At 57.7% G+C, this 14,102-nt stretch carries 15 protein-coding genes; 4 read left to right on the plus strand and 11 right to left on the minus strand.

The features are described 5' to 3' along the window. Positions 1 to 85: 85 nt before the first annotated feature. The 5 genes from AB4Y85_RS09850 to AB4Y85_RS09870 all read right to left on the minus strand — a co-directional run bounded on the left by AB4Y85_RS09850 (position 86) and on the right by AB4Y85_RS09870 (position 5,242). Complete coding sequence (locus AB4Y85_RS09850) at positions 86 to 1,579, minus strand: tripartite tricarboxylate transporter permease (protein WP_441984713.1); 1,494 nt, start codon at positions 1,577 to 1,579, stop codon at positions 86 to 88. Between the two features lie 15 nt (positions 1,580 to 1,594). Then, positions 1,595 to 2,047 carry a tripartite tricarboxylate transporter TctB family protein gene (locus tag AB4Y85_RS09855; RefSeq protein WP_441984714.1) on the minus strand — a complete coding sequence of 151 codons (453 nt, stop codon included), beginning with the start codon at positions 2,045 to 2,047 and terminating at the stop codon, positions 1,595 to 1,597. Positions 2,048 to 2,059: 12 nt separating this feature from the next. After that, complete coding sequence (locus AB4Y85_RS09860) at positions 2,060 to 2,890, minus strand: tripartite tricarboxylate transporter substrate binding protein (protein WP_441984715.1); 831 nt, start codon at positions 2,888 to 2,890, stop codon at positions 2,060 to 2,062. 236 nt (positions 2,891 to 3,126) lie between these two features. Continuing rightward, positions 3,127 to 4,143, minus strand: coding sequence for an amidohydrolase family protein (locus tag AB4Y85_RS09865; protein ID WP_441984716.1), 1,017 nt, complete (start codon positions 4,141 to 4,143; stop codon positions 3,127 to 3,129). Next, on the minus strand, positions 4,046 to 5,242 hold the full coding sequence (locus AB4Y85_RS09870) for an alpha/beta hydrolase (protein ID WP_441984920.1): 1,197 nt from the start codon (positions 5,240 to 5,242) through the stop codon (positions 4,046 to 4,048). Before AB4Y85_RS09870 ends, AB4Y85_RS09865 begins: the two co-directional genes overlap by 98 nt. Before the next feature lie 145 nt (positions 5,243 to 5,387). Between AB4Y85_RS09870 and AB4Y85_RS09875 the strand changes: the two genes are divergently transcribed. Beyond that, positions 5,388 to 6,125: a FadR/GntR family transcriptional regulator gene (locus AB4Y85_RS09875; protein ID WP_441984717.1), complete on the plus strand. Its 738-nt coding sequence runs from the start codon at positions 5,388 to 5,390 to the stop codon at positions 6,123 to 6,125. 101 nt (positions 6,126 to 6,226) lie between these two features. On the opposite strand, the gene AB4Y85_RS09880 is transcribed toward AB4Y85_RS09875, so the two are convergent. Both AB4Y85_RS09880 and AB4Y85_RS09885 read right to left on the minus strand, forming a co-directional pair. After that, positions 6,227 to 7,324, minus strand: a complete 1,098-nt coding sequence (locus AB4Y85_RS09880) for a DUF1236 domain-containing protein (RefSeq protein ID WP_441984718.1) — start codon at positions 7,322 to 7,324, stop codon at positions 6,227 to 6,229. A gap of 264 nt (positions 7,325 to 7,588) precedes the next feature. Then, positions 7,589 to 7,996, minus strand: coding sequence for a DUF1236 domain-containing protein (locus AB4Y85_RS09885; protein ID WP_441984719.1), 408 nt, complete (start codon positions 7,994 to 7,996; stop codon positions 7,589 to 7,591). A 394-nt stretch (positions 7,997 to 8,390) separates the two neighbouring features. Here AB4Y85_RS09885 and AB4Y85_RS09890 point away from each other — a divergent pair, with 394 nt between their 5' ends. Continuing rightward, positions 8,391 to 8,600: a DUF1236 domain-containing protein gene (locus tag AB4Y85_RS09890; RefSeq protein ID WP_441984921.1), complete on the plus strand. Its 210-nt coding sequence runs from the start codon at positions 8,391 to 8,393 to the stop codon at positions 8,598 to 8,600. 416 nt (positions 8,601 to 9,016) lie between these two features. Here the strand turns inward: AB4Y85_RS09890 and AB4Y85_RS09895 are convergent, their stop codons facing one another. After that, positions 9,017 to 9,337: a hypothetical protein gene (locus AB4Y85_RS09895; RefSeq protein WP_441984720.1), complete on the minus strand. Its 321-nt coding sequence runs from the start codon at positions 9,335 to 9,337 to the stop codon at positions 9,017 to 9,019. A 173-nt stretch (positions 9,338 to 9,510) separates the two neighbouring features. Here AB4Y85_RS09895 and AB4Y85_RS09900 point away from each other — a divergent pair, with 173 nt between their 5' ends. Both AB4Y85_RS09900 and AB4Y85_RS09905 read left to right on the plus strand, forming a co-directional pair. Continuing rightward, on the plus strand, positions 9,511 to 10,005 hold the full coding sequence (locus tag AB4Y85_RS09900; protein WP_441984721.1) for a sigma-70 family RNA polymerase sigma factor: 495 nt from the start codon (positions 9,511 to 9,513) through the stop codon (positions 10,003 to 10,005). 252 nt (positions 10,006 to 10,257) lie between these two features. Further along, positions 10,258 to 10,818: a hypothetical protein gene (locus AB4Y85_RS09905; RefSeq protein WP_441984722.1), complete on the plus strand. Its 561-nt coding sequence runs from the start codon at positions 10,258 to 10,260 to the stop codon at positions 10,816 to 10,818. 17 nt (positions 10,819 to 10,835) lie between these two features. On the opposite strand, the gene AB4Y85_RS09910 is transcribed toward AB4Y85_RS09905, so the two are convergent. The 3 genes from AB4Y85_RS09910 to AB4Y85_RS09920 form a co-directional block, all read right to left on the minus strand. Continuing rightward, on the minus strand, positions 10,836 to 11,798 hold the full coding sequence (locus AB4Y85_RS09910) for a S8 family serine peptidase (RefSeq protein WP_441984723.1): 963 nt from the start codon (positions 11,796 to 11,798) through the stop codon (positions 10,836 to 10,838). Positions 11,799 to 12,223: 425 nt separating this feature from the next. Further along, complete coding sequence (locus AB4Y85_RS09915) at positions 12,224 to 12,703, minus strand: hypothetical protein (RefSeq protein WP_441984724.1); 480 nt, start codon at positions 12,701 to 12,703, stop codon at positions 12,224 to 12,226. Between the two features lie 432 nt (positions 12,704 to 13,135). Beyond that, complete coding sequence (locus AB4Y85_RS09920; RefSeq protein WP_441984725.1) at positions 13,136 to 14,017, minus strand: NAD(P)-dependent oxidoreductase; 882 nt, start codon at positions 14,015 to 14,017, stop codon at positions 13,136 to 13,138. Between the last annotated feature and the right edge of the window lie 85 nt (positions 14,018 to 14,102).

The following is a 14,102-nucleotide window of genomic DNA, read 5'->3' on the forward strand; positions in this document are numbered from 1 at the left end:
AGCAAACCTGTTTCGACAAAGACAAGGCCGCTGGAGACATCTCCCCAGCGGCTGAATTTCTTGCGCTTGCTCCAACAGATGCCTTTTATGCGACCTGACCCGCAGCCTTGAAGCGCCGCAGGATAAACGGCAGCGCCAAAAAGAGGAGCACCAATCCGAGCAGAAGCGCTGCGAACGGCCGGTTGAGGAAGATCATAGGGCTCCCCAACGACAGGAGGAGCGACTGTCGCAGCGACTCCTCCATGAGAGGGGCAAGCACGAGAGCCAAAACCAGAGGCGCTCTCGGAAGATCGAGCTTGATCATGGCATAGCCGATTGCGCCGAACACCATTGCGGTCACCATGGTCGAGTAACTCAAGGTCGCCGCATAGGCTCCGATCAAGGAGAAGATGATGATGCCTGGGGCGAGATAGACATATGGAACTCGCAATAATGCCGCAAAAAGTGGCGCCAGCGGGAGGTTCATGATCAGCAGGATGATGTTGCCAAGCAGCATCGAGGCGATCAGGCTCCAGACAAGAACGGGCTGATCCGTCATCAGTGTCGGGCCCGGCCGAATGCCCTGCAGAACCAGCGCGGCGAGCAACACGGCAGTACCCGTCGAACCGGGGATTCCCAAGGCAAGCATCGGAGCGAGGGCGCCGGTGACCGACGCATTGTTGGCGCTCTCCGAAGCGGCCACGCCGTCGAGCGCGCCATGCCCGAAACGCTCCGGCTTCTTGGAAAAGCGACGCTCGGTCACATAAGCAAGAAAGGCGGCGATGGTTGCTCCCGCGCCAGGCATGAGCCCGACCAGAAACCCGATCAGCGTACCTCGGGCAATCGCCATGCGGCTGGCCATCCATTCCGACTTCGTAAGCCACATGTCTTTCAGACGAGCCGGCAACACCGGTTCACGCTTGATGCTTTCAAGCGATACAAGCACCTCGGCGATGCCGAACAAGCCAATCGCGACCGGCAGAAAGTCGATCCCTTCCAGAAGGGCATTCGTATCGAATGTCAGGCGGTTGAGCCCACTGATGGGATCGACGCCGACGAGCGCGATCGCGAGACCGAATCCTGCCATCAAAAGGGCTTTTACGGGAGACCCTGTGCCAAGGCTCGCTGTCGCGATAATTCCAAGAATAGCCAGCAGGAAGAATTCCGGAGCATTGAACTGCAAAGCAACGGAGCTGATAGCAACGGCTGCGACCGCCAGCGCGAACGTTCCGGTGATGCCTGCAAAGAATGATCCGATGGCGGACACCGACAAAGCCGCACCGGCACGGCCCTCGCGGGCGAGCTGGTGGCCGTCGATTGCAGTCATCACGCTGGACGATTCTCCAGGAACATTGATCAGGACGGAAGTGAGCGTCCCACCATACATTCCGCCGTAAAGAATGCCCGCCAGCATCATAATCGCTGCGGTGGGTTCCATACCAAAGGTGATCGGCAGCAGCAGCGCCATGCCCGCCGCAGGGCCCAAGCCCGGTAGTGCGCCGACCACCTGCCCGATCAGCACGCCGAAAAAGACCGCGACAATGCCGGACCATGTGAACGCCACCGCGAAGCCTTCAACGATTCCTCCGAAGCCACCCATAGCGAACACTCCCAATTATATTCCAAAGATCCCGACCGGCAGGCGCAGATCGAGCCAAGCGACGAAGATTGAGTAGATCACCCCAATCGTAACGATTGATGCCAACAGGCTCGGCAACAGAGGCTGTCGGAGGATGAGCAACAAGGTGACAAGGATGAACACGAAGGCGGCGACGATGATTCCCAGCGGGACCGCGATCAAGGCGAATGCAATGATCGCGAGCGCGATAAAAATGATCCTTCGGCCATCGCTGCCTGTAGGAAAATCAATCGCCGCGTCCGTCGCGTGCTGATTGACTTCGTACATATACAGCGCGGACAACACGAGGATCGCCGTTCCGACGAGAATGGGCATGAAGCGCGGTCCAGGCGAAATGCCGCTCCAGAACTCAAGGCCCGCCGTTCCGAGAATAATAACCAACGCCACTGCACCGAGAACCGCTGCGGCGATGAGCTGGAAGCGCTTCATGACTTTACCTCGTTACTTTGCGGCGCCGATGAGCTTCAACACTTCAAGCCGGCGCTCGTGGAAGCGATCCATGTTCTGCGGCAAGCTGTCGCCGACATACACGGTGGCACCAAGGTAGTTCTGCTTGAGCGCTGCCTTCCAGGCTTCAGTTTGCGCCAGGGCCTGAATCTTCTCACTCCACCAGGCTGTTACCGCAGGATCCAGCTTCGGCGCACCGAGAAGACCGAAAACCTGCTCCCAGGCGACATCGATGCCTTGCTCCTTGGCCGTCGGCACATCCTTGAGAGCTTCTTCTGTCCGACGCTCGTTGTTGAGGATCGCCAGCGCCCTGGCCTTTCCGGCCTGAACGTGCGGCAGTGCTTCGTCGAGCGTCAGGACGATCAGCTCCGTGTTGCCACCCAGGAACGTGGCTTGTGCAGCGCCGCCGCCGGAATGCGGAATGAACGTCATATCCACTCCGCCCGCCTTCTCAAGAAGGCCCATGATCTGATCGTCGGTGGCACCTGCGCTCGAACCGGCGACACGCACCTGTTGCGGTCGGGCACGCGCGTCTTCGATGACATCCTTCAGCGTTTTGTTCGGGCTGTTGGGTTGCGTCAGGATCATCAGCTGCGTTTGTACGAAAACGCCCAAGGGAGTGAACTTATTGTAGGCAGGTTCCTTTCCCTGCACGATCGGCGTGGAGAAGACCGGCTCGGCAAGCGCCATGAGGTTGTTTTCGTTGCCTGGCCGGTCAAGCACGAAATTCATTGCCGTCGTCATCCCGCCCCCTGGACGGTTTACGATCACGATCGGGTTCTGGATGATTTTCTCATCGTTCCAGATCTTGGCGGCCCGGCGCATGAGAACGTCGGGCGTGCAACCAGCGGCGCATCCGACGGATATCTCGATTGCTCCGACAGGCGCCCGGGCATTCTGTGCGAACGACATGGGCGCAAAGGCAACGAACGTGGACAACGCGAGCGTCGTCGCATGAGCGAGTCTGAACATTGCTGGCATGGTTTCTCCCTAACGACATGGCGCATGGCCAATCATGCAACCACATCACATCAATGCCTCCAGACCTGGCGGCCTGATGGCTATCTCACTTCATGTGAGTTCGATGCTGCCGAAGCCTTGTTATTGAAGTTGTATAGCTCGGCAGGATTATCTGTTAGAATTTTGCGGCAGATTGCTTCGTCGGTTACCCAATCTCCCAATAGATCGAGAAGATCGGGATCATTCGGCATCGCCTTGACCTGCATCACATGCGGCCAGTCCGATCCCCAAACCAGCCGAGACGGAGCCGCCTCCACCAGTGCCTCGGCAAAAGGCCTGACATCAGCATATGGAACGCGGTCTTCTCCCGAGATGCGATACGGCGCGGTCAGCTTGACCCAGCAACGTCCATCCGCAACCAACCCGAGAAAGCGTCTGTAACCCGGGTGGTTCACAGTTAGGTGTGTTTTCGTATAACCGAGATGCCCGACCGAGACGAGCACCGCCAGTCGCGACACGATTTCCGGCAGCTCCTCGACTTCCTCAACATGGACGAGGAGTTCGATATGCCAACCCATGTCTTTGATGCGCTCGCCCATTGCGACCAGCTCGTCGAGGGACTCGAAGGGCATTCCGCCCTTGTCCACCATATTGACCCGGATGGCGCGGACTCCGCCCTCGTGAAGCCGGGCGAGTTCCTGGTCAGTGACATCACGAGACACGGAGGCGACCGCCCTGAGCCTATCGGGCGCCCACGCCACGGCGTCCAGTATCGCGCTGTTGTCGGTTCCGTGGACACTGGCCTGGACGATGACGCCCCGCTCGATCCCCAGAACCGAGTGCAGCCTGAAGAGCATGTCGGGCGTGCAGTCATAGGGCGTATAGGCTCGATTGCGCTGGTAGGGATAACGCTCGCGCGGGCCGAAGACGTGAACATGGCAGTCGCACGCGCCAGCCGGCACGCGAAGCGATGGCACGCTCAACTCCGTGGAGGGCGGCGGGCAATAGGGAGCATCCTGATCAAGCATCGGCAGGGCCTCCCGACCTTGCTGCCGGATGGAAGCGCTCGGCCAGCCAATCCGCAGCGAATGCGATTCCAGCGGGACGGTCATCGACATGCGCATGAGCGCTCCCGCCCTCCTCCTCTTGGAAAATTCGCAGCGTCTTGTCTGTTGTCTCCGGGATTGCATCGAACAGCTTCTGCGCATTAGCAACAGGGACAACCCGATCCTTGCCCCCATGCGTGACCAGAATCGGACAGCGTATCTCGTGCGCGACTGTCTTCACGCTAAAATCCTCGGCGATGCGAAGGGCGCTCTCAGAGTCGGGCGCGCCGACCACCCATTGGAACTGAAAGTTCGATTGGGCGACGGATTTCTGCTCCGCCCTCGCCTTTTCCATGACCTCGCGTTGGAATGCAGCCAGATCCCAGTGACCCGCCGTGAGGGCAATGGCAGCGGCAATCCTCGGCTCATGGGCCGCAATTCGTGCGGCGTAATAGCCGCCGAAACTGTATCCGAGAACGGCGATCCTCTTGTCGTCGACGTCGGAGCGCGCGCTCAGCCAGTCGATGGCGGCCGCAGCCGGGACCTCGTAGTCATGCCGAGCGTGGATGCCGCGAAGTCGCATCGTTTCCCCTTGCCCCGGCCCATCGACAGCAAGGGTGTGAAAGCCGCGCTCCGACAGCTCCAAGCCGACGAAGAGAATACTCATCTCCTTACAGTTATCCATCCCGTTGAAGATGATAACGCAGGGCGCGTTGCCATCGACACCCTTCGCAGGCATGAACAAGGCCGGCAGCGACTTGTCGCCATAGGGAAGTTCGACAAATTCGATCTGCGGGAACCGCCGACGAATTCCCTCGTGGTAGCAACGGAAGGCCTCGCGGCTGGCCTGTTCCTTCTCAGGGCCAGGCTTGAGGAAGCGCTCCCCGGTATAAAGGTAATTTCCTGCTCTCAGATAATAGGAGCCTGCTGTGCGGGCACTTCCCCGCTCATCAGCCTCTTTCGCGAGCTCCTCACTCTGGCGCCCGACAGCGCTCCACTCACGGTACCAGTTTTCAGGCGTAACATCGCTCTGCGCCAACCGGTCGACGATCCGGTCGAGATCGGCGAGGGAGACCGCTCCGTAGGGCGCCATGCCTTTGCAGACGAGAAGGGCATTGGACCATTGAAAATTGCCGGGGAACTGCTCCACCCAAGACGGCCGGACATTCATCAAGCTGGTTCCTCCATGAGACACACCATGGGTACCAACATTTATAAAATTGGGCAACCCAGTTATCTAAGTTTTATTGATTTTCTTCTGGTCAGGTTTTTACGGATCGGTGTAGACATCGGAGAACGAACTAAGGAGAGCAGCATTGGACAAGGACGCGGCCAGCCATCTGACTGAGGCGGATTTTGCCCCGGTTCGGAATACGCGCCTATCCGAGGAAATCATTAAGCAGATCGCCTCCCTCGTCGAACGGGGGCACATCACCTTAAATCAACGGTTTCCGAGCGAGCGTGAGTTGCAGCAGCGTTGGAGGGTCTCGCGCCCGGTGCTGCGCGAGGCGTTTCGCGTCCTAGAGACCCAAGGCGTGGTGGAAAGCCGCCAAGGTGGCGGACGTTATCTGCGGTCAACGAGGGTGCTGGACCCGAGCAAGCTGAGATCGTCGGAACTCGCTGCCAACCGCGATGTTTTGTTACGGATCTGGGAAGCTCGCGAAGCGGTCGAGACCAAACTCGCTGAACTCGCTGCTGAGCGGGCTACGCCGGAACAGCTGGCCGCAATCGAGAGGCCGCTTCTTGCGATTGCCGCAGAACCATCTGAAAACCTCATGGACCTCGACCTCAACGGCGAGTTCCATGGGGCTATCGCCAAGGCCGCAGCCAACCCGATCCTGGAAGAGATTAGCGAACGCCTTCTGCAAACGTCCAAACAGGTCGGCTTCAAATCGATTGTCGGCGTGCAGGATTGGCGCGCGCTGCAGGGAGAGCATCAGCCGATATTCGAGGCCATCAGAGACCGCGACCCGAATGCAGCCAGGCTGGCAATGGTGGATCATTTCCGTAACCTGCGTCAGCGGGTCCTTGCCGCGAATGAAACGAACACCTGAATATGCGAACTGATCTAGAGGCCCTAAAGGCGATCATCGGAGCGCCGTGAAGCGCTCCGATGATACTTGGACTTCGATAAGGCTACCGACTGCGTGGTCCTTTAATTGATCACCTCGATCACACGACGGGTGCTTGGCTCAACCAGCGCAATCTCGTCGCCGATCACGACATACCGATAAGTGCGGAGCTCCGGGACGTCCGAGATGATGGTCTGAGGAACATCGAGAATCTCGACCTCCTGCGGAAGGACGACACCTTCACGGATCTCGATCCGCGATGTGCTCGCGCGGGTGGATCCCGTCGTTTCAACCGTGGTCTTGAACTTCCTGCGCTGTTCGCTGCTGAGGCTGATCGATGCCGACTTGCGTGAACCACCGGTTTTATGAATCACCTCGACGATCTTCTTAGTCTTGGGTTCAATGATCACGATTTCTTCGCGCACCACGATGTATTGATAGCCTCGATACTGCGGGACGATCCGCACCACTTCGGTCGGCAGGGGCGCAAGACGAATGTCCTCCGTGATCGTCGTACCGACCGACACGTTGAAGGATACGTTCGTGACGGTATTCACATTCGTGCTGCTGAAAGCCTCGGTCACTTCTGAGCGCTTCTCAGTGTTCAGATTCGCAACGGCATTGGTTGAGGAGCCGGTTGAACCAGATTGCTGGAAAGCGGAGTTCTGCTGCACGGTAGCGCTCGGCTCCGGCTGAGCATTCTGCCGCTGGGCCGAACTCGATGTGGGCTCCTGGCGATTGTCGCCCGACGACTGGGAAGCCGAATTGGATCCCTTGGTCGGATTTGCGCGCTGATCATTCGCAGACTTGGACTGATCCTGCTGAAGCCGCTTCTGGCCCTCGGACGCCTGGGTGGAGATCTGCGAACTTGAGTTGCTGTCGGCCGCATTCGGACGTTCGGGTTGACCGCTCTGCTGCGACGAAGAGCCGGACGATATGGTTGAACTCTGGCTGCGGCCGGGAGCAGCCTCGGACCGACCAGGAGCATCGGACGACATGGTCGAGCGGTTCTGGCCCGGCGCACTCTCAGACTTGCCTGGAACGTCAGGCGAAATGGCTGGCGGTTTGATTTGGCCCGGTGCGGTTTCCGACGCTCCCGGGGACTGAGTCTGAGCGAACGCTGGAGCAGAGGCGAGCGTCAAGGCGAGGACAGCCCCGGATGAAAGTAGGATATTACGCATGAATGGATTTCCTTATTTTTTCTGATGCGTGCACGAGCAAAAGGGCCATCGCCCCTCAATTCAACAAGCCATTTCATTCCAAAGGCCGTGCTTCAGCCGCCGCTCATTCCGTGCGACGAAATGCGGGAGCTCATCGACATCGATACCTATTGGAGTTGAGCAGTCCAAGCGCGTCGCTCTTTTCATTGGACCGCGCGAGCAGGCGAGATGTATGTGGGCAGCCTCAAGAGGCTGCCCACACTTTCTTCTCTTGCAATCCGCAGCTTAGCGGATGACCTGAACGATCTTGCGCGAGCTGGGTTCAACCAGAACCGGAGTATCATTCACAACCGTGTAGCGATAACCCTTTACCTTGTACTGCGTGGGGACCTCATGGTAGATCACACCGCTCTCAGGCAGGACGGTTCCCACGCGCACTTCCTCCTTATATGCGTAGGAAGGCACCTTCTGGGTCGTGACATACTGGCGGAACTCCGGCTGCTGCTGATCAGCAATGCCGCCAACAATCGCGCCGGTGACTCCGCCGACTGCCGCACCGACTGGGCCGCCGACAATGGCACCGCCTACAGCACCGGTTGCTGCGCCTGCTGCTGCGCCACCCGATTGTGCGAAGGCGGCAGCCGGGGCGATCGTTACGAGAACTGCGCTGGCCAGAAGAACTTTCTTGAACATCTATCACTCCTGAAGTTGCTCCGGATCAAACATCCGTTGCCCTGCAAACGCGCGCCGCTTCAAGTAGTTTCACGCACCCTCAAGTTTTCATGATATTTTCAACTTACGTTCATCTGCATGAACGCGAATTTATGCACCACCCTTAAGCCAAGCGCGAGTATTTGTCAGTATATAAGAAAATTTGAGGCGCATATGGAATAGAAGCGCAGCGCCATCCGTTCTTTCAAAAATGACTTCGAAATGATGGCTGGCACTCGTGCGCGCTTCTTATCGTCTAGCTCTGTTCATTCTCACATTGAGCGTCTCTGGAGTGGGTGCGCAGTCGTTGTTTCATGCTCGGAACGGAGAGATCTCAGAGGGCGCTTCATTTCACCTCGACATATTCGATACAAGCATGATTCAAATTGCACGAAGGACGTTCGAACTCATCAGCCACTCACTGACTGAGCGCAATCATGATGAAATGAGGATTACGACCGCTTCCCCGGAAGCCATACTTCTTCAAGAGATTCCAGGACACAAATCGTACAGCTACGCAGTGATCGGAAGTCAACGCGTTATTGTAGATTCAGCGACCTATGCTGTGATCTACAGATTGAACTAGCCGTCCGAATTGCCGTCATCGACAGACCGGATGCCGCCAAGTCCCGCGAGCGGAACCATTCATCTTGCCGATGTGGATTGCTGGGCTTGCCGAACTATAAGCTCAAACCTGCATATGTTCGGAAATGCGGATCAAATGCTGGCCAACAAAAGGCTTATGCCGATAAAGGCCGACAAAGACGTAGCAAATGCGAGAGACGCCTTTTGAAGCGACATAACAGACGGATGGAATTTGGAGGCCTCGAAGTCAGCCATTTGCTTATCTTTATTCATTGAATAAACCCCATGCTCTCACATGGAGTAAACAAATTTTAAATATACCAGTTCCAATTTATTGTATAACTAAAAGTAGTAAATTATTTATACGGAATTTTATTAAATAAATAAAGATCGGCCTTCAATAAAGACGATCTTTTTTCAGCAAATAATTGAATTATACGAATTATCGCAGGAGCAAAACTTCGTGACACTAGGAAACGGCAAGGGAGAGTTGTCAGATAACTGCGCCTCGTCCTCAACCAAATCTCGGAAGCGGCGGACGGCTTTGAGACTTGCCAAATGAGCGTTCTGCTCACGCATGAGCGCTTCCAGTGAAACCAAACGGCGCGCGAGATCGCTTCCCAAATCCACATCCTGGGCGATGAGCAGGTCGATCATGGCCGCGAGCACACTTTCCAACCCGTCGAGGCGGGCGCGATAGGTCTCTTTCCACTCAAAATCTGATGCAGCACTCATCATGCAGTCTCCGCGAACCTCCGATAACGGAGCCTGCATGCGATTTATTCCCGCGCGGCCAAAAATTCTTGAGTGCCGACCTCATTGCCAAGCCCCGGCAGTGAGTTATCTTGCCCCGGGAATAGATGAGACATGTCTTCCGTTCTCAGAGGGACCGGGCATCAAGCGAGGGATGTATGGCGGCGATCGGGCATGAGTTAGTGGCGCTGCTTCCCCGGCTTCGACGCTTTGCTCTGACCCTGACCCGCTCGCCGACTCTTGCCGACGATATGGTGCAGATAGCCTGTGAGAAGGCGCTTTTGAACGCGGAAAGCTGGACGGCTGGAACACGTCTGGACGCATGGGTTTTCCGGATCCTGCGCAACTCCTGGATTGACCATCTGCGCCATCATAAGGGCGACGGGATGATGGATGACGTGCACAACTACGAAGACCGTCTCATGGATCAGGACAGCGGCGAAAGCCAGATCGTCAGCAAACTAACCCTGGCAGATGTTCAGCGTGCGATTGCGGAATTGCCGGCAGAGCAGAGAGAGGTCCTTGTTCTTGTCTGCGTCGAGGATCTCGCCTATCGCGAGGCCGCCGAGGTCTTGGGTGTTCCGATCGGCACCGTGATGAGTCGCTTGGCGCGAGCCAGAAAACGTATTGTCGAGGCTACAGATGCCGCCTGAAGGAAAGAGCCGAGTTGAGAGGGGGAAGCCTTGTCTCGCATTCATTTGACCGATGAAATTCTGATGGCCTATGCCGACGGAGAACTCGACGAGCCGGTCAGAAGCGCCGTCGAAGAGGCCATGGCTCGCGACTCCGAATTGCGTCAGCGGGTTGCCGGATACACGCGAAGCCGTCGCCTGGTCCAAACCGCGCTCTCGACAGATGACTATCTTGCTGTCCCTCCAACCTTACGGGCGAAGGTCGTACGGCAAGTGTCGGCTGCCGAAGGAAGAGGCCTAGAAAATACCAAGACAGAGACGATGCTAAATGCTGGCGCAGCCAGGCCAAGGGCTGCGGCTCGGTCGCGCCTGCCGCAATATCTGCTGCTGATGGCGGCCTCCATGGCTGCCATTGCGATCGGCGTCGGCATCTTCTTCGCGGGACGATGGACGGACGGTGCCGCATTCACCGAACAGAGCCTTGTTGCCAGTTTGGAGAGTTCTTCCGTTCAAGCTGCACTCGGCAGGGTAGCTTCAGGCCAATCACAGAACCTCGAGGCAGGTCAATTCCGGGTAATAGCGACCTACGAATCAGAAAGCGGAGCCCTTTGCCGAGAGTTCACCCTTCAAGACGCCTCAGGCAAAGCCAATGCCGTTGCCTGCCGCTCCAAATCGGATTGGAACATCACGTTCGCGCTGGTCGAACCGGCTCAGGCATCCGGCTACGCTCCGGCGGATGGCGGCGATCTGATAAGCTCCTATCTGCAAGGATTGAACGCGGGTGACCCGCTCGAACCATCTCTTGAGAAAAAGGCACTTTCCGCATCCGAGTGAGACATCGGCGAAGGCCTTTATCGCGGGGCTGCCACGCTCATCGCGGAGCTCGATTGGGCGATAGGCTGTTCATCCTGCGGCAGCGGACACAAGTGAGACATCTGAATAAGTCCGTGGCCATAGGTCGTATCGCGTCCAGGTTCACCGAGATCTTGAGTGCTCTGCTCCAGACGCACCCGAAGTTCCTTGGCATCGACATTGGGGTCATGCGCCTGCGCCAAGGCTGCGGCCGCCGTAATGTAAGGAACTGCGTACGAAGTGCCGCTCCGAAGAACGGTCGCGCCAGAAGCGGAAACCGTACGGATTCCGACACCAGGTGCGGCAAGGTCAACATAGGATCCCCGTGTCGCCCGCGCATAAACCTTGCGCTGGTTGTCGACCGCCGTCACGGCAATGACGCCGTCATAGGCGGCAGGATAGGATGGTTCTGCCCCAGGGCCGTTATTCCCCGCGGCGGCAATAATCAGAACGCCTTTCGCCTGAGCAGCTTTGATGGCTTGCAAGAGAACGCTATTGGGCGGTCCGGACAGGCTCATGTTGATGATCCGAACACGGCGTTCGACAAGAGCCTCCAAAGCCTGAACGAGGGACACTACGTCGGTACGGTCATTGCTGGCGCCGTCAAAGGAGAAAGCATCAACCGCGATAACCCTGGCGTTCGGCAGCAAGCCTGGAGTTTCGCTGTCGCTACGCCCCGCGAGAAGCGCCGCGATTGCCGTTCCATGATCAGGCCTTGAGGCAGGAAGTCCGTTCTTAGGGATCCCCACCAAGTCGATCACCTGATCCTTCAAGGCTGCATGAGTAGGGTCGATTGCCGTGTCGATCATCCCGAGTTCAGGTATTGCGGCGCATTGACCGACGATCTCGGGATTCCACTCGACGAGGGAGGCCATTTCACAAGCCTGGCTGTCACACAGGCCTGGGCCTTCATCCGTATAGTAATAATGATCGAGATCGGTGACGGCTGCGGCATCGACCATTCGAACAGCTCTTCGCGCTTGAGAGAGAGACATCCCTTGAGGAACGCGGAGCCGGGCCACGTTTACAATCGTGCCCTTGGTTACGCTCTCGCTCCTGAAGCCCTGCGCGGCCAAGCGGCCGAGCTGTGCGGGCGTGAGGCCTGCCGTGACGATGGAGCGCGATGCATAGCGTGGCTGCGGGAGGCTGTTTTGCCCGTCAGCGCCAGCTATGGGGCGCTGGACATTTTGGCTGGCACTTTTGGCAGAATTTTTCGCGGGATTTTTGGCATTCTCTTCCTTTGAAGCTTTGCGGTTTGCGCCTGCCTGAGTTTTGGCGGACTTGCCGCTAGGGACTGAAGCCTTCGCTCTACTCTGTGACGTATCTTGCTTGGCTTTTACAGGTGCTGCCTGTGTGTTGGCTGGGCGGAAGCTCTCGACGAGCGCTCCTAAAAGGCCCGGCAACCCAGCAGGCGCTTGTGAGTTCGATCCAGCCGTAGGATTTCCCAATGATGAGGGATTTTGGGCAGAGCTATTGCCACGATTAGCGCCATTATCGTTGCCTCGCCCTTGGCCGGTTCCGTTAGCGTTTCCTTGTCCATTGCCTCCTGGGCTGCCACGTCCGGAGTTCCCGTTTGGATTACCGCCCTGGTTACCTTGACCTTTTCCATTATCACTGCCTGCGCCATTACGGCCTCCGCCCGAGGCGCCATTGCCCTGACCGCCGCTGGCGTTGCCCCCACCGTTTCCGCCTCCGCGACCGGGATTCTCTCCTCCATTGGCATTACCATTGCCGTTATTGCCATTTCCGCCGCCGTTGGCGTTGCCACCACCGTTTCCACCTTCGCCGCGGCCTGAGTTCCCCCCTCCCTGACCTCCGCCTCCATTACCGTTGCCATTGCCATTACCGCCACCGTTGCCTCCATCATTGTCGCCTCTTGCGAAGGCGGCGGCATCGGTCAGAGCGACGGTATTGCCGGATGATAGCCCGAGCTGAAACTGGACAGGGCATGCAATAGCCAAACAGGAAACGAGGAGGGAAATGGAGAACTGCTTCGAGAGCATATTGACCATCACCTTTGATCAAAATCGGGAATATGGAACAACGATAACGGATATGCTCAAGATTAGTTGCCTGAACCAATCCGACCTGCTTCATCGTGGCTCACCCTATAAGACGCGAACCATCATCCCCAAGGTGCTCGTTATAAAGATGCACCATCATCGCAGGAGACGATCAAACGGCACCTGTTTCGAATACGTGTTGTCAGTCTCAGCAATCTCGGCTTTCAGTGCGGCTCCATGTCCAAGAAATGAGCCAACCAGCCGGCTCATCCTTCCGTCTTTTTTGAAATTTTGCCTCAGGTCCGGCTAGACCAATACCCGGCCAGACTGGTTCCATCCCGAGAACCCCAGCCCTGCTGGCTCGCCTCGTCGTAGACGGAGAGTGTGCGTTCGGCGACGGGAAGCGAAAGACCGAGTTCGCCTCCCTCTGCGATCATGGTTCGCAGGTCTTTCCGGAAGGAATCGACATCGAAAGTCACGGGCTGCGGCTCATCTCCGCGCATTCCATTCGCGATCATGGCTCCGCGCGCCTTGAGAATATTGGCGCCGCCGGATGTATCCGAGAACAGGTCGATGATCCGCTCCGGCTCGATGCCGAGATGGCGGCAAAGCGCATAAGCTTCACCCAGCGCCTGATAATAGACGACCAAGGGCAGGTTCACGGCAAGCTTCAGGCTAGCCCCGGAGCCGACCGGCCCGGCATGTTCGACGCGACGGCAGAACTGCTCGATGATCGGGCGGGCGCGGGCAACCGCTTCGGGCGTGCCGCCGACAAGGCCGATCAGCCGGCCCTCACGGGCTGGCCCTGTCGAACCACTCACCGGACACTCCACATAGGCTCCGCCTTTTGCGTTGACCTGCTCGGCAAGGGCACGCTGCATCTTGGGCTGGACAGTGCTCGTCTCTATGAACAGTTTACCGTTCAAATCCGTGGTTAGAATTCCTTGATCGCCATTGAATATATTCTCCAAAGCATCCGCGTCTAAAACGCAGGTGATGATCGCCTCGGTCTGTCCGACGACAGCGGCCGGAGATGCGCCAAGCACGGCGCCAGCCTCAACGAGGCTCTTGGCCTTTTCAGGCGTGCGATTCCAGACCACGAGCTCATGCCCGCAGCCCTGAAGCCGCGTTGCAAGGGCAGCGCCCATACGGCCAAGTCCAATGATGCCAATCTTCATCGACGCCTCCCGGTCTTCGCGTGCTAGTGTTGACGGTGATTAAGAGAGGCAGCCTGTCGGAGTTTTGCCGCCTCCCCCTTTAATG

Source organism: Microvirga sp. 2YAF29 (assembly GCF_052114605.1).
Lineage (GTDB): Bacteria > Pseudomonadota > Alphaproteobacteria > Rhizobiales > Beijerinckiaceae > Microvirga.

Coding starts and splice junctions, on each gene's coding strand:
- AB4Y85_RS09850 (WP_441984713.1), bottom strand. CDS start 1,579: ATGGGTGGCTTCGGAGGAATCGTTGAAGGCTTCGCGGTGGCGTTCACA.
- AB4Y85_RS09855 (WP_441984714.1), bottom strand. CDS start 2,047: ATGAAGCGCTTCCAGCTCATCGCCGCAGCGGTTCTCGGTGCAGTGGCG.
- AB4Y85_RS09860 (WP_441984715.1), bottom strand. CDS start 2,890: ATGCGCCGGGCCGCCAAGATCTGGAACGATGAGAAAATCATCCAGAAC.
- AB4Y85_RS09865 (WP_441984716.1), bottom strand. CDS start 4,143: ATGTCGATGACCGTCCCGCTGGAATCGCATTCGCTGCGGATTGGCTGG.
- AB4Y85_RS09870 (WP_441984920.1), bottom strand. CDS start 5,242: ATGAATGTCCGGCCGTCTTGGGTGGAGCAGTTCCCCGGCAATTTTCAA.
- AB4Y85_RS09880 (WP_441984718.1), bottom strand. CDS start 7,324: ATGCGTAATATCCTACTTTCATCCGGGGCTGTCCTCGCCTTGACGCTC.
- AB4Y85_RS09885 (WP_441984719.1), bottom strand. CDS start 7,996: ATGTTCAAGAAAGTTCTTCTGGCCAGCGCAGTTCTCGTAACGATCGCC.
- AB4Y85_RS09890 (WP_441984921.1), top strand. CDS start 8,391: ATGATTCAAATTGCACGAAGGACGTTCGAACTCATCAGCCACTCACTG.
- AB4Y85_RS09895 (WP_441984720.1), bottom strand. CDS start 9,337: ATGATGAGTGCTGCATCAGATTTTGAGTGGAAAGAGACCTATCGCGCC.
- AB4Y85_RS09900 (WP_441984721.1), top strand. CDS start 9,511: ATGGCGGCGATCGGGCATGAGTTAGTGGCGCTGCTTCCCCGGCTTCGA.
- AB4Y85_RS09910 (WP_441984723.1), bottom strand. CDS start 11,798: ATGGTCGATGCCGCAGCCGTCACCGATCTCGATCATTATTACTATACG.
- AB4Y85_RS09915 (WP_441984724.1), bottom strand. CDS start 12,703: ATGATGGAGGCAACGGTGGCGGTAATGGCAATGGCAACGGTAATGGAG.
- AB4Y85_RS09920 (WP_441984725.1), bottom strand. CDS start 14,017: ATGAAGATTGGCATCATTGGACTTGGCCGTATGGGCGCTGCCCTTGCA.